This window comes from Lysobacter sp. A289 (genome assembly GCF_054072675.1).
In genome coordinates this window covers 2230761-2255569 of sequence record NZ_JBSVRN010000001.1, presented here as the reverse complement: position 1 = coordinate 2255569, position 24809 = coordinate 2230761, and the positions used below count along the sequence as shown (strand labels likewise).

Sequence of the window (24809 nt, the reverse complement as noted above, 5' to 3'; positions counted from 1 at the left end):
GTCCCGGCTTTCCCATGTCGTCCTCCCCACATCCCAGCGTTGCGACCCCGGTCGCCGCTTCGCCGTCGCCGCGACTATCCGCAGAGATCCGCCGCACCGGGATTCTGGCCGGCCCGCTGGTGCTCGGCCATCTGGCCACCGGACTGATTGGTTTCGTCGACGCCGTCATCGCCGGTCACCATGGCACTGACACGTTGGCGGCGGTATCGGTGGGCACCGCGTTGTTCTGGCTGCCGATGATGGTGCCGATGGGCACCTTGATGTCGCTGCCGCCAGCGATCTCGCAACTGGATGGTCGCGGACGTCGGGATGAGATCGGTGCGTTGTTCCGGCAAGCGCTGTGGCTATCCCTGGGCCTGGGTCTGGTGCTGCTCGGTTTCCTCAGCGTGGTCGGCATGGCGTTGGAGCCGATGGGGATCGCCCCGGGCATTCGCGAAGGCGCGCGTGACTTCCTCGGCGGCATCCGCTGGGGGGTGCCGGCGCTGACCTTCTACCTGTGCATGCGTTATCTGTGCGACGGGCTGCATTGGACCTTGCCGACCATGGTGTTCGGCTTTGGCGGCCTGCTGGTGCTGGTGCCGTTGGGGTATGCGTTGGCCTACGGCATGTTCGGCATGCCCGAGCGGGGTGCGGCGGGGCTGGGAATCGCGTCGGCAATCATGATGTGGATCCAGGCGATTTCCTTCTTGCTGTATCTGCGCCGGTCCAGGCGGTTTGCCGGGTTGCGCCTGTTCGCGCGCTTCGACGCGCCGCAATGGCCGGCGATCCGCGGGTTGCTGGGCACCGGCTTGCCGATTGGGGTGACGGTGGCGATGGAGGGCGGCCTGTTCGTTGTCACCGCGCTGTTGATCGGACGGTTGGGCGAGGTGCCCGCGGCCGCGCACCAGATCGCGATCAACGTCGCCAGCCTGTGCTTCATGATTCCGTTGGGGCTGGCGGAGGCGACCACGGTGCGGGTCGGGCATGCACTGGGTCGCGGCGACCTCGACGGGGTACGTCGGGCGGCTTGGGCGGGCTACGCGATCGTGCTGGGGACCCAGGCGATGTCCGGGCTGACGCTGCTGCTGGGCCATGACCTGGTGGTCGGCTTCTACACCGCAGATGCGGCGGTCGCCTCGGCGGCGGCGGTCTTGTTGTTGTATGCCGCCGCGTTCCAGTTGCCCGACGGCATCCAGGTCATCTCCGCAGGCGCGTTGCGTGGCCTGCGTGACACCCGGGTGCCGATGCTGATGGTGGCATTCTCGTACTGGGCGGTGGGCATGCCGCTGGGCGGAATGTTGGGGCTGGGCTGGGGCGGTCTCACCCCGGCGTGGGGCCCTCGTGGGATGTGGGTCGGCCTGATTGCAGGATTGCTGGTCGCCTCGGTACTGCTGGGGCTGCGATTGCTGTATTCGAGCCGGCCGGCGCGGTTGCGCCAACTGCTGGAATCGCCGCGGAAATGACCAATGATGGATGAATCGATGCCGCCGTACGGGTACGCTGCGCGCATCATCTTGGAGTGTCTGCAATGAACCAGGTTTCCCGTCGCGGTCCCATCGCCCGTTTTTTTGTCGGCCTGTGGGATGCGATGAACTTCACCCGCCGGCTGATCTTCAACCTGGTGTTCTTCACCCTGTTGTTCCTGATACTGGCCGCGATCAGCGCCGGCGACCGTGCCGAGCCATTGCTTGAGCGCACCACGTTGGTGATCGCCCCCGAGGGCACCCTGGTCGAGCAGTACAGCGTCGATCCGGCGACCCGCGCATTTACCAGGGCGATGGGCGCAAAGGGCGGCGAGGTCCAGTTGCGCGACGTGGTGCGTGCGCTGGATGAAGCCCGCGACGACAAACGCATCGAGCGCGTGGTGCTGCGGCTGGATCAACTGGCGGGCGGTGGCATGGCGTCGCGCCGCGCGATTGCCGACGCGATTGCACGGGTGCGCGACAGCGGTAAACAAGTGGTCGCTTTTTCCGATTCGATGAGCCAGCAGCAGTACCTGATCGCCGCGCAGGCCGACGAGGTCTACCTGGACCCGATGGGCGGGTTGCTCCTGGAAGGCCTGGGCCGCTACCGCCAGTACTACCGCGAAGGGCTGGAAGACAAGCTCGGCGTGGACGTGCACCTGTTCAAAGTGGGCGAGTACAAGTCGGCGGCCGAGCCCTTTGTGCTGGATGCCGCATCGCCGGAGTCCAAGGAAGCCGATCTGTACTGGATGAACGACCTGTGGCAGCGGTATCTGGCCGACATCGGCACCGCCCGCGGGATCGCGCCGGCGCAGATCGCCGCCGACATCGCCCAGCTCCCGGCCGGCATTGCCGCAGTACACGGCGACTTGGCCCAGTACGCGTTGCAGCACAAGCTGGTCGACGGCTTGAAAACCCGCGAGCAGGTGGCCGACCTGCTGGTCGAGCGGGGCGTGGCCGATGAGGACGCCAGCGGCGGGTTCCGCCAGGTCTCGATGGACGGCTACCTGGCCCATCTGGATACCGCCTTGAAGTCGGTTGCCGATGTGCGGCCGCAGGTGGCGGTGGTGGTGGCCGCCGGGTCGATCACCGGTGGCGAACAACCGCCGGGCAAGATCGGTGGCGAGTCCACCTCCGCCCTGCTGCACCAGGCTCGCGACGACGAAAACGTCAAGGCGGTGGTGCTGCGGGTGAACTCACCCGGCGGCGAGGTGTTCGCTTCCGAACAGATCCGCCGCGAGGTGGTCGCCCTGCAGGAGGCCGGCAAGCCGGTGGTGGTGTCGATGGGTGACCTGGCGGCATCGGGCGGTTACTGGATATCCATGAACGCCGACCGGATCTATGCCGATGCCTCCACCATCAGCGGCTCGATCGGGATCTTCGGCATGATCCCGACCCTCCCGCGCGCACTCGACAAGATCGGCGTGCACACCGACGGGGTCGGCACCACCGCGTTTGCCGGTGCATTCGACATCACCCGTACGCTGGATCCGGCGGTCGGCGAGGTGATCCAGTCCGTCATCGAGAAGGGCTATCGCGACTTCATCGGCAAGGTCGCCAAGGCCCGCGGCAAGTCGGTTCCGCAGGTCGACGAGATTGCCCAGGGCCGGGTCTGGAGCGGCGCGCAGGCCAAGGCGCGCGGACTGGTGGATGAGTTGGGCGGCCTGCAGCCGGCGATCATCGATGCCGCCACCCGCGCCAAACTGGGCGAGGGCGATTACGCGGTGCACTACGTCGAAAAGGCGGCGACGCCATTCGAGCAGTGGTTCAGCGGATTTGCCAGCAGCCGGGTCGGTGCGTACTGGCTGAGCGAGTCGGATCTGGTCCGAGGGATGATGGCCATGGCGTTGCCCAATAGCCAGGCCGACCTGGAGCTGCTTGGCGGTGCCATGGCACCGACCGCTGGCGTGCCGGTGAAGTCGCTGGCGTATTGCTTCTGCCGGTTGGACTAGCTGGGTAAGTCCGGCTAACCGCCGGCCTTCTCGATCGCGGCTCGCTGCGCATCGGCCGCCTTCCGGGTGGCGTCCTCTACCGCGCGCGCCTTGTCCAGTGGCGCGTGGATGGCGTCATGCAGTTGGGTGTGCTCGGCCTGCGGCTCCGGCGGGCGCTCGGTGTCCGGGACGTCGGGCCGGTTGCATGCCGCCATTGCCAGCACGAGCGTGAACAACGCCAGGCAGGAAACAAGGTTGAAAGCAGGTTTCAGAACCGGTGTCGGTGACATGAGCAGGCATCCTGATGGTGACCGACGCTATGCTAACGCGGTCGCGGAGGCGCGACCTGTCGGCGCAATGGCCCATGCTCGGCGGCTTGCGCCCGGCGACACACGATGACGAGCACAGGAGCAGGCATGGACCCCAAGCGTTGGCGACTGGACGGGCAGCTGGCACTGGTCACTGGCGGCAGCGCCGGCATCGGCCGCGCAATCGCGCGCGAGTTGCTGGGATTTGGCGCCGACGTGCTGCTCGCCGCGCGCAACAGCGCCGGCCTGGAAGACGCCCGGGCCGAATTGCTGGAGGATTTCCCGGAGCGCGATATCCAGGTATTTGCCGCCGATGTCGGCATCGAAGAAGAGCGCCGCGCCCTGCTCGACTGGGTCGAGGACCAGGGTGATGGCGGCCTGCATATCCTGGTCAACAACGCAGGCGCCAACGTCAGCAAGCCGGCCGGCGAGTACGCCGAGGACGAGTGGCGCGAGATCTTCGAGGTGAACGTATTCGCCGCCTTCGAACTGTCCCGCTACCTGCACCCGTTGCTGACCCACCACGCCGCATCGAGCATCGTCAATGTCGGCAGCGTGTCCGGCCTGACCCACGTACGCACCGGCGCCCCGTATGGCATGAGCAAGGCGGCGATGCACCAGATGACCCGCAACCTGGCGGTCGAGTGGGCCGAGGACGGCATCCGCGTCAACGCCGTCGCCCCGTGGTACATCCGCACCCGTCGCACCTCCGGCGCACTGGCCGACCCGGACTATCTGGACGAGGTCTTGCTGCGCACCCCGATCGGCCGCATCGGCGAGCCCGAAGAAGTCGCCGCGGCGGTCGCCTTCCTGTGCCTGCCAGCGGCCAGTTACGTCACCGGCGAATGCATCGCCGTGGACGGCGGGTTCTTGCGTTACGGGTTTTGAGCCGACCCGTCAGGTCAAATTTCAATCGTGATCAATTCCCCAACGGCAAACTCAACGTCTCCTTGACCTCCTCCATCACGATGTAGCTCTTTGAGTCGCGCACGTTGGGCATGGTCAGCAGGGTGTTGCCGAGCAGCTTGCGGTACGACGCCATCTCCGAGATGCGCGCCTTGATCAGGTAGTCGAAATCGCCGGAGACCAAGTGGCATTCCAGCACGTGGGGCAGGCGCAGTGCCGCGGCGCGGAACTCCTCGAAGATGTCGCCGGACTTGTACGCCAGGCTGATCTCGACGTAGACCAGTAGCCCGGCGCCCAACTGGTGTGGATCCAGGCGGGCGTGGTAGCCGGTGATGACGCCGTCACGCTCGAGTCGGCGCACCCGCTCGGTGCACGGGGTGGTGGACAGGCCGACGCGCTCGCCCAGTTCGGTAAACGAGATCCGACCCTCCTGCTGCAAGATGCGCAGGATGTTGCGGTCTATTTTATCTATTCCGCGGTTTCTGCCCGCCATGAAAGCTCCAAAAATAGCCTGTCTTGCAGTGATTTTGCCTGAAAATGACGGGAAATACAGGGGGCAACATTTGGCGATCATTCCTATACTCGCAGTCACTGATGTCCCGGCGAATCATTCGCCGGGAAACCACCGGAAGGCGCGTGCGATGCGGGTATTGGTACTGGGCAGTGGTGTGATCGGCGTGTGCAGCGCGTGGTATCTCGCGCAGGCCGGCTTCGAGGTGACCGTGGTCGACCGTCAGCCGGCGCCGGCGCAGGAAACCAGCTTCGCCAATGCCGGCCAGGTGTCGCCGGGTTACGCCGCGCCGTGGGCGGCGCCCGGGGTGCCGTTGAAGGCGTTGAAGTGGTTGTTCTCCCGCCACGCGCCGCTGGCGATCAAGCCCGGTCTGGACCCAAACCAGTACCTGTGGCTGCTGCAGATGCTGCGCAACTGCACAATCGATCGCTATGGGGTCAACAAGTCGCGGATGGTGCGCTTGTCGGAGTACAGCCGCGACTGCCTGGACGAGTTGCGTCGCGAGACCGGGATGGATTACGAGGGCCGGCAGCTCGGGACCGTGCAGTTGTTCCGGACCCAGCGGCAGCTGGATGACGCCGCCAAGGACATTGCGGTGCTGAAGCAGTACGCGGTGCCGTACGAGTTGCTGGATCGTGACGGGATCGTTGCGGTGGAGCCGGCGCTGGCGGGAGTGACCGACAAGCTCACTGGTGCGCTGCGCCTGCCGCATGACGAGACGGGCGACTGCGAATTGTTTACCCGGCTGCTGGCGCAGCGTGCGCAGGCGGCCGGAGTCGAGTTCCGCTTCGGGGCGACCGTCGACCGGCTGCTGGCCGATGGCGGTCGCGTCACCGGGGTGAGCATCGACGGCCAGGTCGAGCGCGCCGACCGCTACGTGCTCGCCCTGGGCAGCTACAGCCCGCAGTTGCTGGCACCGCTGGGGATCAAGCTGCCGGTGTATCCGTTGAAGGGGTACTCGCTGACCTTGCCAATCACCGATGCGGCGATGGCGCCGACATCGACCATCCTCGACGAGAGCTACAAGGTCGCGGTCACCCGTTTCGACCAGCGCATCCGGGTCGGCGGCATGGCCGAGGTCGCCGGTTTCGACCTGTCGCTGAATCCGCGCCGCCAAGCGACCCTGGAGAAGGTGGTCAATGACCTCTACCCGCACGGCGGCGACCTGGCCCGGGCGGAGTTCTGGACCGGCCTGCGCCCGGCGACCCCGGATGGCACCCCGGTGATTGGCGCGACCAGTCTGGACAACCTCTATCTCAACACTGGCCACGGCACGCTGGGCTGGACGATGGCGTGTGGTTCGGGCCGCTATCTGGCCGACCTGATGGGTGGCCAGACGCCCCTGATCAGTGGCGAGGGGCTGGATATTTCGCGCTACGGCGGCCGCGCGCGCCGTTCGTCGTCGCTGGCAGGCCGCGCCTGATGCGCCCCGCTCAAGCGCTTATCGACCTGGACGCATTACGCCACAACTATCGGCTGGCGCGGGAGTTGGGCGGGCACAAGGCATTGGCGGTGGTCAAGGCCGATGCCTACGGTCACGGCGCGGTCCGCTGCGCCCGCGCATTGGAGGCCGAGGCCGATGGCTTCGCGGTGGCCTGCATCGAGGAAGCACTGGAGTTGCGCGAGGCCGGCATCCGCGCCCCGATCCTGTTGCTGGAAGGATTCTTTGAAGCCGATGAGTTGGCGCTGATCGACCGCCACCAGCTGTGGTGCGTGGTGCAGTCCGAATGGCAGGTCGAGGCGATCGAGTGCGCGCGGCCGGCGCGGCCATTCAAGGTATGGCTGAAACTGGACTCGGGCATGCACCGGCTCGGCCTTTCGGCGTCGGCGTACCTGGACTGCCTGCGGCGGTTGCAGGCATTGCCGCAGGTGGCTGAGGTCGTCGCCATGACCCATTTTGCGCGCGCCGATGAACTCGGCAATGTGCGTACTGCCGAGCAGGTGACGCTGTTTGAACAAGTCCTCGAGCAAGTCCTGGAGCAGGCGCGAACCGGTGTCGGTTCCGGGGCCGCGCCGGTCGATGCGCCATTGATGGCGGACGAGGCCACCGGAACCCTGCCCGATATTCCTCGGGCCTTGCCCACCAGTGTGGAAAATTCGGCGGCGCTGCTGGGCTGGCCCGGGGTGGACGGCGAGTGGGGCCGGCCGGGATTGATGTTGTACGGGGCCAGCCCGTTCGATCAGCCGCATCCGGTCGCGGACCGCCTGCAGCCGGTGATGACGGTTCAGTCACAGGTGATCGGGGTGCGCGAACTGGCGCCAGGCGAGCCGGTTGGTTACGGCGCGAAGTTCGTCACCCGGCGGCCGAGCCGGGTGGGTGTGGTGGCCATGGGCTATGCCGATGGTTATCCGCAATTCGCACCCAATGGCACCCCGGTGGCGATCGATGGTCAACCCGGTGAGGTGATCGGGCGGGTATCGATGGACATGCTGACGGTGGATCTCACCGACCATCCGGCGGCAGGCCTGGGCAGCCGGGTCGAATTGTGGGGCAGACAGGTGCGTGCGGCCGATCTGGCACGCCATTGCAGCACCAGCGCCTACCAGTTGCTGTGCGGGTTGAAACGGGCGCCACGTCGTTACCTGGGCGACTGAGCGCGCTCGTCATCCCCGCGAAGGCGGGGATCCATGGACTTTGATGTTCACGGGCTTAATGTCCTTGGACTCCCGCCTTCGCGGGAGTGACGGCACTGGTTCAGGCGCTTCCCGGGGAGCGGGAATGACGGCAATGGTTCCGGCACTCCGGCGAGCGCGCCTATCGGCGGCAGGTGCTGGCATCCACGATCGCGCCGATCCGCTCGACTTCCGCGCGCGTGCCAGCCGGATCCGGTGCGCGGCCGAACTGCAATATCGCCTCGGTGTCATTGAGGTACTTGCGCCATTGCTCGCACAGCTGATCCTCGGCGACCGGCTCGCAGTGGTCACGCTTGATCTCGCACGCGACCCCGGCGCCGGCCGCCGGATCCCCGCCCAGTCCAGTGGTTTCCAGCGGCGCGCAACGCTCGGCCGGGACGGCATTGTCGGTCAGCAGGATCTGGCGGTCCCAACTGCGGCAGGAAAACAGCGGTGGCGGTGGTTGCAAGTCAGCGGGCGGCGGGTTGGAACCGATGTCCAGGGCGGGCTCATCGGGTTCGCCGGCCGTGGCGACGGCGTCTGTGGCCGTGATCTGGCCAGTGGCCGGATCGCTGATCGGGAGCAACGGCACCACCGGAACCGCCGCGGCTGGTGGTGCCGGTGTCGGCCGCTCGGTTTCAATTACCCGGCGTTGCTGCTGGCTGCCCTTGGCGCACGGGATGTCGTTCTGCACGCTGACGGCACCAGTGGCGTCGGTACAGCGATAGATGACCACCGAATCCTGCGCGGTGGCGGTACCGGCCAGCAGTCCCAGCAGCAATAACAGCGCCGCGCGCATCAGCCGGACCTGCAATCGTTGCTCAGGCGTGCATCGATCTGGCGCTGCTCGGCATCAATCTGGCGGCGCTCACTTTGCATCGCGCTGTTGTAGCGTCGGCCGAGCTCCCAGCGCCGATCCCGCAAGTGGTTGCACACCTGATCTTGTGGCAGCCGGTGACACTGGTCGCTGATCCAGGAGCCCGGCGATATGCCAAGTCCGGCCATCGGCGGAGGCACTGGCAAGCCGGGAGCACTCCGGGAAGGCTCTGGCGTTGGCCTGCCGACGCTGTCGAACTTGAAGCGACTGACCTGGCGTCCGCTGGGAGCCGGTCTGTGCGGGGTGACGGCAGAGTGGTGGCCAGGTCGTCCGACCCGAACGGGCCGTGGATAGACCGGGTAGCCCAATGTCCACAGCGGTACCCAGCGCGGATTGCCGGCGGGATTGTCGCTGGTGTAGCGCTCGCCTTCGTGCGTCACGCATTCGTAAACCGGTTGCGGCGGCTGGATCACGATCACCTGCGGCGATGCCTGCGCGGTGGTTGAGGTGACGGTCGTCGGGACGGTTGTCGTCGCTGCGTCGGCAACCGGCCGGGGCGGTGGATCCCGGGGTCGCACCATGTCGACGCGTTGCTGCTGTTGTCCGTTCGCGCACGGGGTGTCGCGCAGGCTCAGTCGCCCCTGCCCATCGGTGCAGCGGTAGATGGTGATCTCGCCGGTGGACTTGCCGCTAATCCCGTCGCTGCCCGAAGCCGGCGACGGGCTTGCCAGTGCCAGGGCGACAATGCCGAACAACGATGGCCAGGTGGGGCGATGCATGGCGCCATCTTGCCCGCTCCACGATGAACGCGAAAGCGGACGTCGGGGCGTCAATCGCGCAGGGTGATGCCGCTGCGTGCGTCGCGGATCGTGGTCGGTGCGTTGCGGCCGCCGGTGGCACCGGGGACGAGTGCATCGACCTGGTCCAGCAGAGCGGGGTCCAGGGCGTCGCGCTGGAGCGCCGGTGGCCGACCCGCGAGGTTGGCACTGGTCGATACCAGCGGCCCGCCGAACGCGGCACACAGTGCCACCACGGTGGGGTGCGCGCTGACCCGGGCGGCGACACTGGTGTGGTTGCCGGTGATCCAGCCGGGCACTTGCGAGGTCGCCGGGAAGATCCAGGTATTGGGCCCGGGCCAACTGCGCAATACCGGTTCGCGGCAGCCGGCCGGCAGGGCGTCCCAGTCGAGCAGCCCGTCCAACTGGTTCGTGGATCCGGCGATCAGGATCAGGCCCTTGTCGACGGCGCGTTGCTTGATACGGAGGAGTCGAGTGACCGCGTCGCCATCGAAGGGATCGCAGCCCAGACCCCAGACCGCCTCGGTCGGGTAGATGATGATGCCGCCCCGGTGCAGGGCGGCGACCGCGGCGGAAAGGTCGGGGGGCGGAGACATGCCGGAAGCATAGCGCTACGCGCGGTGGAGCAAGGCGCGAACGCTTCGGTGGCCGGCAGCTCCCGGGCAGCGCGACTCACGTCGCTGCTGCATCCGGGTGTTGCCGATGGGGTCAGCTGGCTGCGCTGACCGCCTTCTTCACCACCTTCTTGGCGACGGTTTTCTTGCTTGCCTTTTTCACCGTCTTCTTTGCGGCTTTCTTCGCGACTTTTTTCACGGCTTTCTTGGCCGGGGCATTTTTCACGACTTTTTTCGCCGCCGCCTTCTTCGCGACTTTCTTGGCCGGCGCCTTCTTGCCGAAGCCCTTTCGCATCGGCTTTCCGGTCTCCTCCATCAGCTTGATCACTTCTTCCAGCGTCAGTGACGCCGGCTCGCGATCCTTGGGGATCTTGCCGTTGAGCTTGCCGTCGCTCAGGTACGGGCCGTAGCGGCCGTTCAGGACCTGGATGTCGCTGCCGTCGAACTGCTTGATGATCCGGTTGCGCGCGATCTCCTCTTTTTCCTCGATCAGGAAGATCGCGCGCGCCAGCTCGACCTTGTACGGGTCGTCCTCCTTGGGCAGCGAGGCATAGACGCTGCCGCGCTTGGCAAACGGCCCGAAGCGGCCGATGCCGACACTGACTTCCTCGCCGTTGGACTCGCCCAGCAGGCGCGGCATCTTGAACAGCTCCAGCGCGTCTTCAAGGCCGATCGTATGCATGCTCTGGCCGGGCCGCAGCGAGGCGAACTTCGGCTTGTCCTCGGCGTCCTCGGCGGTGCTGCCGATTGCCGCGTACGGCCCGTAGCGACCGAGCCGGACGCTGACCGGCTTGCCGGTCTTCGGATCGGTGCCCAACTCGCGCGCGCCGGTCGCCTGGTTGCGGTCGACCGATTCCATCTTCTCGTCGACCATTTCCTTGAACGGCGTCCAGAACCGCTCCATCAGCGGCACCCACTCCTCCTCGCCGCGCGACACCGCATCGAGTTCGTCCTCGAGCTTGGCGGTGAAGTCGTAGTCGACGTACTGGGTGAAATGGCCGGACAGGAAGTTGCTGACCGCCCGGCCAACATCGGTCGGCCGGAAGCGGCGGCTTTCCAGTTCGACGTACTTGCGATACAGCAAGGTGGCGATGATCGAGGCGTACGTCGACGGCCGGCCAATCCCGTATTCCTCCAGGGTCTTGACCAGCGAGGCTTCGGAAAACCGCGGCGGTGGCTCGGTGAAGTGCTGGTTGGCCTGGATGGCCTGGACCGGAATCCGGTCGCCGGTCTTCATTGCCGGCAACTTGCGGCCCTCATCGTCGGCATCGGTGGCCTTGGCGTCCTTGCCTTCCTCGTAGACGGCCAGGAACCCCGGGTTGACCACGGTGGTGCCCGAGACCCGGAAGCTGTGCTCGCTGCCGGCGGCCAGGTCGACCGAGACCGTATTGAGGATCGCCGGGATCATCTGGCTGGAGACCGCGCGCTTCCAGATCAGCTCGTACAAACGGCGTGCGTCGTCTTCCAGGAAGCTGGCCATCTGCGCCGGTGTGCGCAGCGCGGACGTCGGGCGTATCGCCTCATGAGCTTCCTGTGCGTTCTTGGCCTTGGACTTGTAGACGTTGGGCTGGTCGGGCACCGCGCCGGTGCCGTAATCGCGCGCGATCACGTCGCGGATCTCCGCGACGGCCTCGACCGACAGGTTGACCGAGTCGGTACGCATGTAGCTGATCAGCCCGACGGTGCCTTCCTCGCCACCCAGCGCCACGCCCTCATAGAGCTTCTGGGCGACCTGCATGGTGCGCTTGGTGGTAAAGCCCAGCTTGCGCGCGGCCTCCTGCTGCAGGGTGGAAGTGGTGAACGGCGCGGTCGGGCGGCGCTTGCGCTCCTTGCTGGTGACATCGGTGACCTGCAGCGCGCTGCCGGCGGCGCTGGTGATGCGCTGGCGGGCGGCTTCGGCGGTGTCGCCATCGGTGATGGTGAATTGCTCGAACTTCTTGCCGTCCAGCTTGGTCAGCCGGGCACTGAAGGCCTGGCTGGGGTGTTGGCAATCGGCCTGGATCGACCAGTATTCCCGGGCCTTGAAGGCCTCGATCTCCAGCTCGCGCTCCACGATCATCCGCAACGCGGGTGACTGCACGCGACCGGCGGACAGGCCGCGCTGGACCTTGCGCCACAGCACCGGGGACAGGTTGAACCCAACCAGGTAGTCCAGCGCCCGGCGCGCCTGCTGCGCATCGACCAGGTCGGCGGCGATATCGCGCGGGTGGGCCATTGCCTCGGTGATCGCGCGCGGCGTGATCTCGGTGAATACCACTCGCTTGAGCAGCTTGTCTTCCAGCAAGCCGCGCTCGCGCAGGATTTCGGCGATATGCCAGCTGATCGCCTCACCCTCGCGATCAGGATCGGTCGCCAGATAAACCGCTTCGGCTTTTTTGGCCGCCTTGGCAATCGCCTCGACGTGCTTCTCGTTGCGCTCGATCAGGTCATAGCGCATCGCGAAGCCGGCGGCGGGATCGACCGCGCCTTCCTTCGGCACCAGATCGCGCACGTGGCCATAAGAGGCCAGGACGATGAAGTCCTTGCCGAGGTACTTGTTGATCGTCTTGGCCTTGGCGGGCGACTCGACGATGAGGAGGTTCTTGGCCATTGCGGCACAGCCTGTGGTCAGTGGCGGAGACGCGTCGTGGAGCTGACGCGGAAGAAAGACGTACTACAACAACGCCCGTGAACTGGCCGCGGACACGAGAAAATCGCTTTCCAGTGAAATCATGCCGCGGGCGCCGCTGTCAAGCATTTCAATGCACGGGCTCGGGCTCTTCCTCGAACATCTGGGTTTCCATCCAGGCGTACGCCGCCTCGCTGCCGGGCTGGTTGAACAGCACCATCAGCACCACCCACTTGAGGTCGTCCAGGTCGATCTCGTGCTGGTCCAGCGCCATCGCCCGGTCGACCACCAGCTCGCGCTGGCCGGCGTCGAGGATCCGGTGCTGCTCCAGGAACAACAGGAACCCGCGGCAGTCGGTATCCAGGCGGTCCAGCTCGGGGCCGGCGTAGACGCGGGTGGGGCCGTCGGCGCGCAGCGGGCTGGCTGCGGGTCGTTGGCTGGCCAGCGCATCAAGCCACTCGAACGCCTTGTTGATCTCGGCAGGACTGAAGCCGGCCTGGCCCAACTCTTCGAACAGAGGGCCGCTTTGCAGGTTCTCACGGTCGCGAACCAGGTCCGCGTCTTCGGTGAAGTAGTGTTCAAACAGGTACAGCAGGACGTCCAGGATGCTTTCTTTCATTTCCCCTCGGCCTGCGCCGCTGTTGGCGCGGTGGGTCAGGAGTTGTTGGGACCGCCGGGCGCGTCCGGGGGACGGTTTCGGCGGCTGCGATAGTACCGGCCGTGCTGCGTGACCACGCGACCCTCTAGCTCCATCGGCAGGAGCATGGATGACAGCTGCGCAGCCGTCAAACCGGTGCGCTCCACCAGTTGGTCCATGTCACAGGGGTCGTGGCCCAGCGCTTGCCACAGTTTTTGCTGTTCGGCGCCAATGGCTGGGGCAGCGAGGATGGGATCGGTCTCGGTGGTGGCTTGACTCCCTGACGTGGGGGCGGACAACCGCTGGCGCAAGTCGTCGGCCAGATCACCGGCCGCCACTGCCACCAGGTCGATGACCTCTTGTGGGCGTTCCACCAGGCAGGCGCCGTCGCGGATCAGGCGATGGCAGCCACGGGCCAGCGGATTGTGGATCGAGCCGGGCAACGCCATCACCTCGCGCCCGTACTCACCGGCCAGGCGCGCGGTGATCAGCGCCCCGGAGCGATGGGCGGCTTCAATCACCAGGGTGCCAAGGCTCAGTCCGGCGAGGATCCGGTTGCGGCTGGGGAAGTGCTCCTTGCGCGGACCGGTTCCAGGAAGATGTTCGCTGATGACGGCACCTTCGGCGGCAATACGGGCACGAAGAGCGATGTTGCTGCGCGGATAGGCAACGTCGGCACCCGTGCCCAACACCGCCAACGTGACCCCTCCAACCGCCAACACGGCATGGTGGGCGGCGGTGTCGATCCCGGCCGCCATCCCACTGGCCACCGCCAGGCCCGCAGCGGCGAAGCGGCGACCAAACTCGGCAGCATTGTCATGTCCGCCTGGCGTGGGTGAGCGGCTGCCGACCAGCGCGATTGCCGGGCGCCACAGCAGGCTTGGGTCGCCATCGACGAACAACACCAAAGGTGGGTTCGGGATGTTTCGCAGCAAGGGCGGATAGTCGGGGTCATCCCAGCCGAGCAGGTGATGCCCGGGCTCGGCAAGCCAGGCGCGGGCGCGCTCGAGGGTTGCCGGTGCGGGGCCACGTAGCGCGGTGACTTGGGCGGCGTTCAGCCCGCAGACACGCCACAGCGTCGCACCTGCGTCCAGCGCGCGGGCAGGCGGGACTTGTTCAATCAGGCGCCGGCGGGGCTCGCACGGCCCGCCGCAGGCCACCAGCCGCAGCAGGGCTTCGCTACGTGCTGGACTGGTTGGATTGGCGTGATCGATGCTCAAGGGGTCGGGTTGGCTGGCATGCATCGCTCCAGCATCCGGCCCAAACAACGACGGCGCCCTCGGGCGCCGTCGTGTATCGCTGTAGGAAAACCCCGCGCGCTGGGTCAGCGCGTTGGGTCAGTACGGCGCATCCGGATGCTTCAGCTCGTAGCCGACCTTGATCGGGCGGATGCCCTCCATCACCAGGGCGTAGCTGACCTTGTCGAAGGTGCGGAACACCATCAGGTGGCCGGCGAATTCATCGGGCAGACGGACCCGGTCGTTGCGACCGAAGGTGTCCTCGCTGCGATCCCAATCGCCATTGGTGGTGACCCGGTCGGCCACTTCGGTGCCAACCCGCCAACTGGAGAACACGGTGCCGTTGTCGATGCCTTCACGGGCGCCGACCGACAGCGCTACCACGCTGTACGGGCCGCCGGTACGCAGCTGGTCGGCCACCGCCATCACCTGCGCGCGACCATAGTCAAGCTGCTGGCGCGGCGGATGCGGGAAGAACTGCAGGTCATACGGCTGCGCTTCAACCGGAATCAACCGGTCACCGATGCGAACCTCGCGGGCGCTGGTATCCAGCAGCAGCGTCGATGCCTCGATGCCGCCGACTTCGCCGCGGGTGACGGTGCCGGTTGCCTGCTGCATCAGTTCGAAGCCGAGTACTTCCTGGCCGTGGTCGGGCACAACGACGTTGTTCCAGTAGCCTTCGAAATCGGCGGCGCGGCGGCCGCGGCTATCCAGGCCCTGGCCGTCAAACAGGTCGCAGCAGGCGACGCGATCCAGATGCGTATAACGCTGGGTCGGACGCACGACCGCATAACGCTGGCCCGGTGTTGCCTGGGCAAGACCCTTGACGTAGATGACCTGCCCGTTCGCGCTGCGCAGCCGGTCCTCTTCCAGCCCCACCACGTAGGGCAGGCTGTCGATCTCATCGACCACGCGCAGGTTTTTCAGGAACGGCTCGACCTGCGCCAGCGGTACCCCGGTCACCGGTGCAGCAGCGCGTGGCCCCGGCTCAGCCATGGTTACGCGGTTGAGGTACGCCAGCGACAGCACATCGCCCGGATAAATCAGATGCGGATTGGCAACCTGCGGGTTGGCCTGCCAGATCTCCGGCCACAGCCATGGCTTGTCCAGGAAAGTCCCGGCGATATCCCACAAGGTGTCACCCTTTTGAACGACATACGTGTCTGGGTGGTCGCCACGAATTTCGGCGGCCATCGCAAAGGTGGCAATCGTCAGCAACGCCACGGCCATTGCCGTGCGGATTGGTTTCAACATAATTGGTTTACCTGATTCCCCGTGCAGGTGCGTCCTGACGTCACAAAGCGACGCGGACGGGGCACTATAGCCTAGAAGATCCGCGCCAATGCAAGCGTTCGGCGTGTATTTGAGACGTTATAATGGGTTGGCACCTTGTGGATGTGACCCACGCCCCCATTTCAGAGCCATGGCCCAGCTACCCATCCTGGAGTTTCCCGATTCCCGACTGCGCACCGTCGCCGTCGATGTCGATCCTGCCCGCATTGTCTCCGCGCAATTCCAGCAATTGCTCGATGACATGTTCGAGACCATGTACGACGCCCCCGGCATCGGCCTTGCGGCCAGCCAGGTTGATGTCCACCAGCGGTTCATGGTGATTGACGTGTCCGACGAAGGTGACACGCCGATGGTATTCATCAATCCGCGGATCACGGCGCGCGACGGTGAGCAGGTTCATCAGGAAGGGTGTCTGTCGGTGCCGGGCATCTTTGCCGACGTCACCCGGGCCGAAGCGATCACGGTCGAGGCGATCGGTCGCGACGGCGTGCCGTTCCAGTTGCAGACCGACGGCCTGCTGGCGGTTTGCGTCCAGCATGAGATGGATCACCTGATGGGCAAGTTGTTCGTCGACTACCTCTCGCCGCTCAAGCGCGAGATGGTGCGCAAGAAGCTCGCCAAGGCCCGCCGCAACGCCGCGTAGGTATCGCAGGCCGTTCGATGGAGCGATCCGGTTGAGTGCGTGGTTCCGGGCCCAAACCGTCTGGCGCCGCTGTGTCGGCTGATAAGATGACCCGATGAGAATCGTCTTTGCCGGTACCCCGGATTTTGCCGTGCCCAGCTTGCGCGCCGCCGCGCAGCGCAATGAAGTGGTCGCCGTGTATACCCAGCCCGACCGCCCTGCCGGCCGTGGCCGCGGGTTGGCGCCGTCGCCGGTCAAGCGCGAGGCGTTGGCACGCGGGATCGAGGTGGTACAGCCGGAAAACTTCAAGTCGCAGGCCTCGCGCGAGGCGCTGGCCGCGTTCAAGCCCGACTTGCTGGTGGTGGTCGCCTACGGCCTGATCCTGCCGCAGGCGGTGCTGGACATCCCCACCCAGGGTTGCTGGAACGTGCATGCCTCCCTGTTGCCGCGTTGGCGCGGGGCGGCACCGATTCAGCGCGCCATCCAGGCCGATGACGCGCGCACCGGCGTGTGCCTGATGAAGATGGAGAAAGGCCTGGACACCGGCCCGGTGGTGCTGTCGTTGACGCTGGACATCGGTAGCGACGAAACCGGTGGCCAGTTGCACGATCGCCTGGCGGAGCTGGGCGCGCAGGTGTTGGCCGACGGGCTGGGCCTGTTGCGCGCCGGCATCCGTCCGATACCGCAGCCGCAGGCCGATACCGGCGTGACCTACGCGCACAAGCTGGACAAGGCCGAAGCGCGGCTGGACTGGTCGCGCCCGGCCGTCGAGCTGGCCCACAAGGTGCGCGCCTTCAACCCGTGGCCGATGGCCGAGGCGCAGGTGGCCGGCGAACGCTTGCGCCTGCATGGTGCGATCGCGTTGCCGTTGGCGCACGACGCGGTGCCGGGCACGCTGCTGGCCGCCGGACGAGATGGCCTGGATATCGCTTGCGGCGAAGGCGCCCTGCGCATCCGGGTATTGCAACGCGACGGCGGCAAGGCGATGACCGCGGCCGATTACCTCAACGGTCGCGCCGAGCTGAGAACCGGATGATCCCCGCGACCGCCGCCGTGGCGCAGCCGGCGTGAGTCACGGCGCCGCACCCCGCGCCATCGCCGCCACCGTGCTCGATGCGGTGCTCAATCACGGGCGTTCGCTGAAGGCCGAGCTGGCGGTCGCCCTGCCACCGCTGGTCGATCCGCGTGATCGCGCCCTGGTCGAGGCCATCTGTTTCGCCGTGCTGCGCCAACCGCAACGGTATGAGGCCGCGTTGGCGGGGTTCCTGTCGCGTCCGCTGCCCAAGCGCGATGCCAAGGTACGCACCTTGCTGTACGCCGGTTTCGCCCAGCTCGATCCGCTCGGCTTGCCCGCACATGCCGCGGTTGCCGCTACGGTCGAGGCGGCACGGATGCTTGGACACGAGCATCAGGCCGGGCTGGTCAATGCGCTGTTGCGCCGCGCCCAGCGTGAGGGTTTGCCGGCCGTCGATCCCCACGCACACTGGCCGCCGTGGTTGCGCGACCGGTTGCAGCAGGACTGGGGTGACAAGACCCCGGCAATACTGGAAGCCAGCGCCAAGCCGGCGCCCATGTGGCTGCGGGTCAATGCGCTGCGCGGTAGTCGTGACGCCTACGCCGAGCGCTTGCGGGCAACCGGGGTGGAAGTGGCCATTGATCCGTCGCTGCCCGATGCGCTGCGGCTGGAGGTCGGCGTGCCGGTGGCGGCATTGCCGGACTTCGACCTTGGCGCGGTCTCGGTGCAGGACGGGTCGGCGCAACAGGTGGCTGAGGCACTCGCGCTGGAACCGGGTGCACGGGTGCTGGATGCCTGTGCGGCGCCGGGCGGCAAGGCTGCGCATCTGCTCGAACGGGATCCGGCGTTGTCACTGGTGGCGGTCGAGATCAACGCGGCGCGCCTGCGCCGCATGCGTACCGGTTTCGCGCGGCTCGGCCTTGCCGGACGCGGACGCCTGGTCGCCGCCGATGCCACGGCGTTGTCGACGTGGTGGGATGGCGTGCCGTTCGATGCGGTGTTGCTGGATGCGCCGTGTTCGGCGACCGGCATTGTCCGGCGCCAGCCCGACGTGCTGATACATCGGCGCGAATCCGACCTGGTGGCATTGACGGCCCTTCAGGCGACATTGCTCGACGCACTGTGGCGAACGCTCGCGCCCGGCGGCCTGCTGTTGTATGCCACCTGCTCGATCCTAAAAAATGAGAACGAGGCGCAGGTGGAGGCATTCCTCGCCCGAACCCCGGATGCCAGCGCCGAGCCGCTGGACGACCGTTTCGGCCATGCCAGTGGCCCGGGCCGCCAACGCCTGCCGGGCGAGGGTGGCATGGACGGCTTCTTTTACGCGCGTTTGCGCAAGGCCTGAGGGCAGCGCGTCATGCCCTTGATACGCATCCTCGGCCGTGATAACGGCGCCGGCCTGAGTCGCGACTTGACGTTGGTCGCCGGCTTGCTGGCGCAGGCCGGCAACACCGTCGAAGCGGTCGGCTTTGGCAATGAAAAAGGTATCCGCACCCTGCGCCAAGCGGGCATGTGGGTCGCCCGCAGCTGGCAAGGTCGCGCCGACCTGCAGATCTCGCTGGAGCATGTCTATCCGTTGTCGCTGGGGTTGGCGAAACGCAACTGGCTGATTCCCAACCCGGAGTGGTTCCGGGACCGATGGTTGCCGGTGTTGCCACGCTTTGACCAGGTCTTGTGCAAGACCCGCCACGCCCAACGGATCTTCGCGGACCTCGGCAGCCAGACCGCCTTCATCGGCTTCACCTGCGATGACCGGATGGATGCCAGCGTGCAGCGCCAACCCGGGTTTTTCCATCTGGCCGGTCGCAGCCCGGTCAAAGGCACCGAGGTGCTCCTCAAGGCATGGAGGCGGCGTCCGGACTGGCCGAAACTGGTCGTGGTGCAAGGCAGGAAAACCGCCCGTCCCGGTCCGGCCGCCGACAATATCGAGCACCGCATCGGCCACATTGAAGACGGCGAGCTGCGGCGCCTGCAAAATACCTATCCATTTCATATCTGTCCGTCCGAGGCCGAAGGGTTCGGGCACTGCGTGGACGAGGCGATGAGCGTGGGTGCGGTGACGTTGACGGTTGACGGCGAGCCGATGAACGAGCTGATCGAGCCCGGCCATGGCCTGTTGATCGCGCCGGCCCGGGTCGGTCAACTGGGCCTGGCGTCGCGCTACTACGTGGACGTCGAGGGCGTGGACACGGCGGTGGATCGTCTGTTGGCGCTGCCCGCCAGTGAGCGCGAGGCGATGGGCGCACGCGCGCGTTCTCGATTCCAGGCGATGGATCTGGCGTTCCGGCAGCGTCTGGTGGAAGAGGCAAGGGAGTCCTGATGTCGAAACGCTATCTGCTTTACGGGTCCGTCCGCTACGCCCTGGCCATCCTGCGCCCCTTGCAGGACGCCATCCGTGCCCGCGGCGGCGAGGCGGCGTGGTTCTTCGACAGTGACGGCACCGGCGCCGACGAGCTGGTGGAAGGCGAGCGCCTGCTCGCCAGCGTTGCCGACGTACGCGACTGGAACCCGATCGCCATATTCACCTCGAGCAATGCCCTGCCGCACTTCTTCCCCGGGGTGAAGGTCCAGACCTTCCACGGCTTCGATGCCGGCAAGCCGCGACACATCTACATCCGCGCGTTCTTCGATTTGTACTGCACGACCGGCCCGGATGACACGCGAGCGTTCCAGACGCTCGCCGACAAACTGGGCTACTTCAAGGTCACCGAGACCGGCTGGCCGAAGCTCGATCCGTTCCTGAAGGCAATCGACGGGCCGCTGCCGCCAGCTCGCCAGCCACCGGTGATCCTCTACCACTCCACGTTTTCTCCGTCCTGGAGCGCGGCGCCGATCCTTTACGACCAGGTTCGGCGGCTGTCGCGTGACGGGCGTTGGCGCTGGATCGTCAGCCTGCATCCCAAGACCGACCCGCAGGTCATCGCGAAGTACCGGGCGCTGGAGAACGAGAATCTGCGTTTCGCCGACAACGACAACATCCTGGAGCTGTTTCCGCAGGTCGACATGATGTGCTCGGACACCTCCTCGGCGCTCAGCGAGTTCCTGCTGACCGGCAAGCCGGTGGTGACCTTCCGCAACCGTCGGCCGGGGCCGCAGCTGATCGATATCAACGATCCGGCGCAGCTCGAGCCGGCGATCGAACGGGCATTGTCACGACCGCCGGAACTGCTGGCGGCGATCCGCGCCTTTGCCGACCACCTCCATCCTTATCGGGATGGGTGCTCCAGCGAACGCACGCTGGACGCGGTCGACGAATTCCTGGCCCAGGGCGGCGTTGCCTGCCTGCGCCGCAAGCCGCTGAACCTGTGGCGAAAGACCAAGATCCGTCGTCGCCTGAAGTACTGGGGGCCGCAATAATGCGCATCGTCCATCTGCTGCTGACCAGCCGCTTTGCCGGCAGTGAGCGCCATGCACTGGAGCTGGCCGCCGCGCAGTCGGCGCAGCACGAGGTCACGCTGGTTCTGCGCCGCGATGGTGCCGCCGGGCGCTCCGATGCCATAGCCCATCGGGTGGACCCGCGGGTCAAGGTCGAAGTGGTCGGGAACCTGTTGCCATCACTGCAAGCGCGGCGGCTGCTGCGGCGCTTGCGGCCCGACGTCGCCCACGCCCACCTGAGCGCCGGATCGCGCGCGCTGCATGGACTGGACGTCGACGGCTGCCTGCGCGTCGCCACCCTGCACATTAGCTACAAGCCGCGCCAGCACGCGCCGCTGGATGGCCTGATTGCCATCGCGCCGTGGCAACTGGCCGATATCCCCGATGGGCTGCGAGAGCGCACGGTCCAGGTCGACAACTGGACTCTGCCACGCCCGCCTGCCGCCGGCGCACGCGCCAAGTTGCGCGCCGAGCACGGCATCAGCGACGACACTTTCCTGATCGGCGCCTTGGGTCGGGTCGAGCCGGGCAAGGGACTGGATGTGCTGGTGGCGGCGTTCCAGCGCGCTGGTTTGCCGAACGCGCGCCTGGCCATCGTCGGCCAGGGCAGCGCCTGGGATGCGGTGCGCAAGCAGGCGGGCGCCGAGGTGCTGATGCCCGGTTTCGCGGAGCGGCCGGAAGACTGGCTGTCCGCGTTTGACGGCTTCGTCAGTGCCGCCCGGCGTGAACCCTTCGGACTGGTGTTGCTGGAAGCGATGGAAGCGGGCCTGCCGATCGTCGCGACCGCCAGCCAGGGCGCCCAGCACCTGTCCGCGCAACTGCTGTCCGCGCTGGTGCCGATTGACGATGCGGACGCGTTGGCCGGCAGCCTGCAACAAATGTGCGCGCAGGGCCAGCAGCGGATGGCTTACCCGATGGACGGGTTCCGGATCGAGACCAAGCTGGCGCAGATTGAAGCGTTCTACCGTGATGGGCTGGCGCGCCTGCGCGGCAGCTGAATCACCACCGCAGCCGTCGATGCGCCAACTCGGCGGACAGCCGCTGGTAAATCGCCAGCGCCTGCGCTTCGGGCACGAACCGGATCCGCAACGGCAGCGACGTCGCGCCGGCACCGGCGGTGTCCAGCCACACCGAGGCGGTACCGCAATAGCGGTCCAGCGGGTTGCGCGACAACCGCAGCGCCTGCAGTTTGTCGATCTCGGCAAACCGCCAATGCCGGTCCAGCCAACCCTCGCGCACCGCGACCAACTCGTCGCCCAGCGCCCAGGCGGCCCACGCCGCACGTCGCCGTGCCTTGAAGGCGGCCCACGGCAGCCACGCCAGCGCGAGCAAGCCCCAGCGGCCAAATTCCGATCCCAGTAGCGCAGCGACCAGCAATGTCAGCGGCAATGACGGCAGCCATCGACGCACCCAGCTGATCACCGGCACCGGCTGCCAGTCGAGCTGGTCCCAATGCCCGCGCGGCAGCAGGTTCCGGATCAGGTCGGCGCATTGTCGTGGTGTGGCAATGGGCGCGATATCGCGCAACGCACGCGACTGGTTTTGCTGCTCGGCCACGGCGGTGTCGACCTTCAACGATTGCCGCCCCAGCCAGCGGTGCATCAAACCCTCGTGCAGGGTTCCCGCCTGGATCCGGCGGCGCGATGCGCTGGTGCGCCAGCGGCCCAACAGGCCGCGTTCGACGGTCAGCCGGCGATCCTGCTCGCTGAGCCGAAAGCCGTAGTACTGCAGCAACGCCAGGGCGACCGACAGCAACCGCAATAGCAGCACTACCAGCACCACCAGACTGACCGCGGCGAGTGCAAACTCGGCAGTGCCAAAATGGCGCTCGCCGGCCCAGCCAAACAGCGTCTCGCCCCATTGCTCGAACACGCGTGGCATCAGCTCACCGTTGAACTGGGCGATACCGCCGAATGCCGCCGCCAACAGGATCAACCCGCGGTTGGACACCAGTCCCAGCCGCAACACCTCACCCATTGGCAGCTCCAGCAACGTGGCGCTGGCCGTTGTGGTGGTGGGCGCGATTGTGCCGGCGCTGGAGCGGGCACGGCGGCGCACCAGTGCCTCAAGCGCCAACGCATCGTCGAGCTTGAGCACCCGCATCTCGGCTTCGGGCTTGGTGCCGCCGGCCGATTCAAGCCGTACCTCGGCGACGCCAAAAAGCCGATGCAGCAATGATTGCTGCAAGGCGACATTGTGGATGCGGACAAACGGGATCACCCGCACGCTGCGCTCAAGCAGGCCGCTGCGTACCACCAACGCATCGTCACCGACGCGGTAGTGGTAAGTGAAGTAGTGCCACAGCGACACCAGCGCCAGCGCGCCGACGCCGATCAATGGCCACCACGCGCTGTCGCCGTAGCCGCTGGAGCCGCCGCCGCCGAATACCAGCAGGGCCAGCAGCGGCACGATGAATTGCCTGAGCTGTGCCAACAACACGAACAGCCACGACATCGGATGCAGCCGGTGCTCGACGTCGCCGGCGTTGTCCAGTGAGGTCTCCACCGGGGCGTGGCCCGGCTCGGCGTCAGTCATCGTCGCCGTCGTCGATTTGATGGCCGAGACGGTCACGCAGCCGTCCGGCATCGTCGGCGTCCAGGTTGGGCACGGTCACCGCGCTGTGGCGGGTCCCGGCGGTGTGGACGACCAGTGTTGCCAGCTGGCGGCGGCGTTGCAGCGGGCCGCGCTTGATGTCCAGGTGCTGGACCCGGCTCGCGGGCACCCGGGTCTCGTGTCGCCACAGTTTTCCACGGCGCAGCGCCAAGCCGTTTTCATCGAGTCGCCAGAACGTGTGGCGGTATTGCTTCAAGCCCAGCCACAGGCCGAATCCGCCGCCCAGTGCCGCCCCCAGCGCCGCGGTGGCGATCGCGCCAACCAGGGACAGCTCCATGGCGGCGGTGGCCACCGCAAAGGCAAGCAATCCCGCCAGGGCGAGCGCGGGCACAGTGCCGAGCAGGAACAACGCCCGCGAGCGTGGCGGCAATGGCTGCCACGCGGACGCGTCCGGTCGCCCGGGCCGATCCGGAAAATCAATGGATCCAACCGGGTCGGTCGCCGGGTCGCGGTTCATCGTGAGTGCCTGTGCATCGGAATTCCCCTGGTTGGCCGCGCTGGCCTGGCGCTGGCCCGCGCTAGCGCCGGTAGCACTGCGGCCAGTACGGATTCTCCTCGCCGCTACCGTGTGGCTGCCGCGAGAAACGTTTGTAGGTCCATTGGTACTGCGCCGGGTCGCGCCGTGCAACGCGCTCGATGGCCGCGTTGAGCGCAGTGACACTGACTTTGGGGTCGGGGTCGGCCACCGCGGCGGGCGCCGGCACGATATGCAGGGCGAACCGCGGACCCTTGCTGCCGGTGCCGCCGTCGATCCGTTCGCACCACGCGACCACCACCGTGGCGCCGCTGCGTGCGGCGAGCCGGCCGAGCAGGGTCATGGTCAAGGCCTCGTGGCCAAAAAACGGGCCGAACTCGCCATCGCCCAGCTTGGGCTGCTGGTCGGGCAGGATGCCGACCACGCCGCCACTGGCCAGTCGCTTGAACAACTGGCGCACTCCCGCCCCTTCGGCGCGGACCTGGGTCACCCGCGCGGCAGCCCCGTCATCGGCGCGCACCCGTTGCAGGAACGCCTCGCCAATCGCCGAGTCCGGCGGCGCGTACAGGATCGCCAACGGCGTGCGCGAGGCGAGCCACTGGTTCAACAGCTCCCAGTTGCCGTGATGGGGCGCGGCAATGATGACGCCCTCGCCGGTCGCGAGTGCGGCATCCAGGTGTTCCAGCCCGTGCATCTCGCTGATCAGGGCTAGGTTCTCCGCATGCGGGCGGGTCCACAGCCGCAGCGTCTCGACCAGTTGCCGTGCCGTATTGCGCAGGATCGATTGACGCAGCTGGTCGCGCTGGCCGGGTAGCAACTCGGGGTAGGCCAAGGCCAGGTTGCATGCGGTCACCCGCGATGCGCGGCTGTTGGCGCGCAGGCTTCGCGCCGCCACCGCGTCACCCAGCCGATACAGCCACCGCCAGGGCAGCCGGGTCAGCGCGGCGACAATCAGATACAGCAAGTGGGCGACAAACGTGGTCATCGGCGGCAG

23 protein-coding genes are annotated in these 24809 nt (G+C 66.8%); 11 read left to right on the top strand and 12 right to left on the bottom strand.

All coding sequences use genetic code 11. The features are described from left to right. Positions 1-14: 14 nt before the first annotated feature. Entirely contained in the window at positions 15-1442 is a 1428-nt protein-coding gene (locus tag ACW5DN_RS10455) for an MATE family efflux transporter (protein WP_456962609.1), read from the top strand. A gap of 65 nt (positions 1443-1507) precedes the next feature. After that, entirely contained in the window at positions 1508-3394 is a 1887-nt protein-coding gene (gene sppA, locus ACW5DN_RS10450) for a signal peptide peptidase SppA (protein ID WP_456962608.1), read from the top strand. Positions 3395-3408: 14 nt separating this feature from the next. On the opposite strand, the gene ACW5DN_RS10445 is transcribed toward sppA, so the two are convergent. Continuing rightward, the gene (locus tag ACW5DN_RS10445) at positions 3409-3663 is read right to left on the bottom strand and encodes a hypothetical protein (protein WP_456962607.1); all 255 of its coding nucleotides are present in this window, start codon (positions 3661-3663) and stop codon (positions 3409-3411) included. Between the two features lie 126 nt (positions 3664-3789). On the opposite strand from ACW5DN_RS10445, the gene ACW5DN_RS10440 reads away from it, so the two are divergent. Further along, on the top strand, positions 3790-4569 hold the full coding sequence (locus tag ACW5DN_RS10440) for an SDR family oxidoreductase (RefSeq protein WP_456962606.1): 780 nt from the start codon (positions 3790-3792) through the stop codon (positions 4567-4569). Positions 4570-4600: 31 nt separating this feature from the next. Here the strand turns inward: ACW5DN_RS10440 and ACW5DN_RS10435 are convergent, their stop codons facing one another. Further along, the gene (locus ACW5DN_RS10435) at positions 4601-5080 is read right to left on the bottom strand and encodes a winged helix-turn-helix transcriptional regulator (protein WP_456962605.1); all 480 of its coding nucleotides are present in this window, start codon (positions 5078-5080) and stop codon (positions 4601-4603) included. 148 nt (positions 5081-5228) lie between these two features. On the opposite strand from ACW5DN_RS10435, the gene ACW5DN_RS10430 reads away from it, so the two are divergent. After that, on the top strand, positions 5229-6521 hold the full coding sequence (locus ACW5DN_RS10430; protein ID WP_456962604.1) for a D-amino acid dehydrogenase: 1293 nt from the start codon (positions 5229-5231) through the stop codon (positions 6519-6521). Then, positions 6521-7693, top strand: a complete 1173-nt coding sequence (locus ACW5DN_RS10425; protein WP_456962603.1) for an alanine racemase — start codon at positions 6521-6523, stop codon at positions 7691-7693. The genes ACW5DN_RS10430 and ACW5DN_RS10425 overlap by 1 nt, the downstream gene beginning before the upstream one ends. A 160-nt stretch (positions 7694-7853) precedes the next feature. On the opposite strand, the gene ACW5DN_RS10420 is transcribed toward ACW5DN_RS10425, so the two are convergent. From ACW5DN_RS10420 to ACW5DN_RS10390, 7 genes are all read right to left on the bottom strand, one after another. Further along, the gene (locus ACW5DN_RS10420) at positions 7854-8510 is read right to left on the bottom strand and encodes a DUF4124 domain-containing protein (protein WP_456962602.1); all 657 of its coding nucleotides are present in this window, start codon (positions 8508-8510) and stop codon (positions 7854-7856) included. After that, positions 8510-9307 carry a DUF4124 domain-containing protein gene (locus ACW5DN_RS10415; protein WP_456962601.1) on the bottom strand — a complete coding sequence of 266 codons (798 nt, stop codon included), beginning with the start codon at positions 9305-9307 and terminating at the stop codon, positions 8510-8512. Before ACW5DN_RS10415 ends, ACW5DN_RS10420 begins: the two co-directional genes overlap by 1 nt. A gap of 50 nt (positions 9308-9357) precedes the next feature. Continuing rightward, positions 9358-9921, bottom strand: a complete 564-nt coding sequence (locus tag ACW5DN_RS10410) for an L-threonylcarbamoyladenylate synthase (protein WP_456962600.1) — start codon at positions 9919-9921, stop codon at positions 9358-9360. A gap of 112 nt (positions 9922-10033) precedes the next feature. Further along, the gene (locus ACW5DN_RS10405) at positions 10034-12529 is read right to left on the bottom strand and encodes a DNA topoisomerase I (protein WP_456962599.1); all 2496 of its coding nucleotides are present in this window, start codon (positions 12527-12529) and stop codon (positions 10034-10036) included. Positions 12530-12677: 148 nt separating this feature from the next. Then, positions 12678-13166, bottom strand: coding sequence for a DUF494 family protein (locus ACW5DN_RS10400; protein ID WP_456962598.1), 489 nt, complete (start codon positions 13164-13166; stop codon positions 12678-12680). A 35-nt stretch (positions 13167-13201) separates the two neighbouring features. After that, on the bottom strand, positions 13202-14428 hold the full coding sequence (gene dprA, locus ACW5DN_RS10395; RefSeq protein WP_456962597.1) for a DNA-processing protein DprA: 1227 nt from the start codon (positions 14426-14428) through the stop codon (positions 13202-13204). Positions 14429-14521: 93 nt separating this feature from the next. Continuing rightward, positions 14522-15676 carry a LysM peptidoglycan-binding domain-containing protein gene (locus tag ACW5DN_RS10390; protein WP_456962596.1) on the bottom strand — a complete coding sequence of 385 codons (1155 nt, stop codon included), beginning with the start codon at positions 15674-15676 and terminating at the stop codon, positions 14522-14524. 169 nt (positions 15677-15845) lie between these two features. Between ACW5DN_RS10390 and def the strand changes: the two genes are divergently transcribed. The 6 genes from def to ACW5DN_RS10360 all read left to right on the top strand — a co-directional run bounded on the left by def (position 15846) and on the right by ACW5DN_RS10360 (position 21725). Beyond that, positions 15846-16358, top strand: a complete 513-nt coding sequence (gene def, locus ACW5DN_RS10385; RefSeq protein WP_456962595.1) for a peptide deformylase — start codon at positions 15846-15848, stop codon at positions 16356-16358. 94 nt (positions 16359-16452) lie between these two features. Beyond that, the gene (gene fmt / locus ACW5DN_RS10380) at positions 16453-17373 is read left to right on the top strand and encodes a methionyl-tRNA formyltransferase (RefSeq protein ID WP_456962594.1); all 921 of its coding nucleotides are present in this window, start codon (positions 16453-16455) and stop codon (positions 17371-17373) included. Positions 17374-17404: 31 nt separating this feature from the next. After that, entirely contained in the window at positions 17405-18697 is a 1293-nt protein-coding gene (rsmB, locus tag ACW5DN_RS10375; protein ID WP_456962593.1) for a 16S rRNA (cytosine(967)-C(5))-methyltransferase RsmB, read from the top strand. A 12-nt stretch (positions 18698-18709) separates the two neighbouring features. Then, the gene (locus tag ACW5DN_RS10370; RefSeq protein WP_456962592.1) at positions 18710-19672 is read left to right on the top strand and encodes a glycosyltransferase; all 963 of its coding nucleotides are present in this window, start codon (positions 18710-18712) and stop codon (positions 19670-19672) included. Further along, a complete protein-coding gene (locus ACW5DN_RS10365; RefSeq protein ID WP_456962591.1) occupies positions 19672-20709 on the top strand; it encodes a CDP-glycerol glycerophosphotransferase family protein in 1038 nt (345 codons plus the stop codon). Before ACW5DN_RS10370 ends, ACW5DN_RS10365 begins: the two co-directional genes overlap by 1 nt. After that, a complete protein-coding gene (locus ACW5DN_RS10360) occupies positions 20709-21725 on the top strand; it encodes a glycosyltransferase (RefSeq protein WP_456962590.1) in 1017 nt (338 codons plus the stop codon). Before ACW5DN_RS10365 ends, ACW5DN_RS10360 begins: the two co-directional genes overlap by 1 nt. Before the next feature lies 1 nt (position 21726). On the opposite strand, the gene ACW5DN_RS10355 is transcribed toward ACW5DN_RS10360, so the two are convergent. From ACW5DN_RS10355 to ACW5DN_RS10345, 3 genes are all read right to left on the bottom strand, one after another. Further along, positions 21727-23262 carry a PH domain-containing protein gene (locus ACW5DN_RS10355; RefSeq protein WP_456962589.1) on the bottom strand — a complete coding sequence of 512 codons (1536 nt, stop codon included), beginning with the start codon at positions 23260-23262 and terminating at the stop codon, positions 21727-21729. Continuing rightward, complete coding sequence (locus ACW5DN_RS10350) at positions 23255-23797, bottom strand: PH domain-containing protein (RefSeq protein ID WP_456962588.1); 543 nt, start codon at positions 23795-23797, stop codon at positions 23255-23257. Before ACW5DN_RS10350 ends, ACW5DN_RS10355 begins: the two co-directional genes overlap by 8 nt. A 61-nt stretch (positions 23798-23858) precedes the next feature. Beyond that, complete coding sequence (locus ACW5DN_RS10345; protein WP_456962587.1) at positions 23859-24800, bottom strand: lauroyl acyltransferase; 942 nt, start codon at positions 24798-24800, stop codon at positions 23859-23861. Positions 24801-24809: the final 9 nt, after the last annotated feature.

What these genes read in the sequence shown, in the direction of transcription:
- ACW5DN_RS10430 (WP_456962604.1), top strand. Translation starts at nt 5,229, where the DNA reads ATGCGGGTATTGGTACTGGGCAGTGGTGTGATCGGCGTGTGCAGCGCG.
- ACW5DN_RS10390 (WP_456962596.1), bottom strand. Translation starts at nt 15,676, where the DNA reads ATGTTGAAACCAATCCGCACGGCAATGGCCGTGGCGTTGCTGACGATT.
- ACW5DN_RS10350 (WP_456962588.1), bottom strand. Translation starts at nt 23,797, where the DNA reads ATGAACCGCGACCCGGCGACCGACCCGGTTGGATCCATTGATTTTCCG.
- ACW5DN_RS10355 (WP_456962589.1), bottom strand. Translation starts at nt 23,262, where the DNA reads ATGACTGACGCCGAGCCGGGCCACGCCCCGGTGGAGACCTCACTGGAC.
- dprA (WP_456962597.1), bottom strand. Translation starts at nt 14,428, where the DNA reads ATGCATGCCAGCCAACCCGACCCCTTGAGCATCGATCACGCCAATCCA.
- ACW5DN_RS10345 (WP_456962587.1), bottom strand. Translation starts at nt 24,800, where the DNA reads ATGACCACGTTTGTCGCCCACTTGCTGTATCTGATTGTCGCCGCGCTG.
- ACW5DN_RS10410 (WP_456962600.1), bottom strand. Translation starts at nt 9,921, where the DNA reads ATGTCTCCGCCCCCCGACCTTTCCGCCGCGGTCGCCGCCCTGCACCGG.
- ACW5DN_RS10400 (WP_456962598.1), bottom strand. Translation starts at nt 13,166, where the DNA reads ATGAAAGAAAGCATCCTGGACGTCCTGCTGTACCTGTTTGAACACTAC.
- ACW5DN_RS10435 (WP_456962605.1), bottom strand. Translation starts at nt 5,080, where the DNA reads ATGGCGGGCAGAAACCGCGGAATAGATAAAATAGACCGCAACATCCTG.
- def (WP_456962595.1), top strand. Translation starts at nt 15,846, where the DNA reads ATGGCCCAGCTACCCATCCTGGAGTTTCCCGATTCCCGACTGCGCACC.
- ACW5DN_RS10445 (WP_456962607.1), bottom strand. Translation starts at nt 3,663, where the DNA reads ATGTCACCGACACCGGTTCTGAAACCTGCTTTCAACCTTGTTTCCTGC.
- ACW5DN_RS10455 (WP_456962609.1), top strand. Translation starts at nt 15, where the DNA reads ATGTCGTCCTCCCCACATCCCAGCGTTGCGACCCCGGTCGCCGCTTCG.
- ACW5DN_RS10405 (WP_456962599.1), bottom strand. Translation starts at nt 12,529, where the DNA reads ATGGCCAAGAACCTCCTCATCGTCGAGTCGCCCGCCAAGGCCAAGACG.
- ACW5DN_RS10365 (WP_456962591.1), top strand. Translation starts at nt 19,672, where the DNA reads ATGTCGAAACGCTATCTGCTTTACGGGTCCGTCCGCTACGCCCTGGCC.
- sppA (WP_456962608.1), top strand. Translation starts at nt 1,508, where the DNA reads ATGAACCAGGTTTCCCGTCGCGGTCCCATCGCCCGTTTTTTTGTCGGC.
- fmt (WP_456962594.1), top strand. Translation starts at nt 16,453, where the DNA reads ATGAGAATCGTCTTTGCCGGTACCCCGGATTTTGCCGTGCCCAGCTTG.
- ACW5DN_RS10440 (WP_456962606.1), top strand. Translation starts at nt 3,790, where the DNA reads ATGGACCCCAAGCGTTGGCGACTGGACGGGCAGCTGGCACTGGTCACT.
- ACW5DN_RS10370 (WP_456962592.1), top strand. Translation starts at nt 18,710, where the DNA reads ATGCCCTTGATACGCATCCTCGGCCGTGATAACGGCGCCGGCCTGAGT.
- ACW5DN_RS10415 (WP_456962601.1), bottom strand. Translation starts at nt 9,307, where the DNA reads ATGCATCGCCCCACCTGGCCATCGTTGTTCGGCATTGTCGCCCTGGCA.
- ACW5DN_RS10360 (WP_456962590.1), top strand. Translation starts at nt 20,709, where the DNA reads ATGCGCATCGTCCATCTGCTGCTGACCAGCCGCTTTGCCGGCAGTGAG.
- ACW5DN_RS10420 (WP_456962602.1), bottom strand. Translation starts at nt 8,510, where the DNA reads ATGCGCGCGGCGCTGTTATTGCTGCTGGGACTGCTGGCCGGTACCGCC.
- ACW5DN_RS10425 (WP_456962603.1), top strand. Translation starts at nt 6,521, where the DNA reads ATGCGCCCCGCTCAAGCGCTTATCGACCTGGACGCATTACGCCACAAC.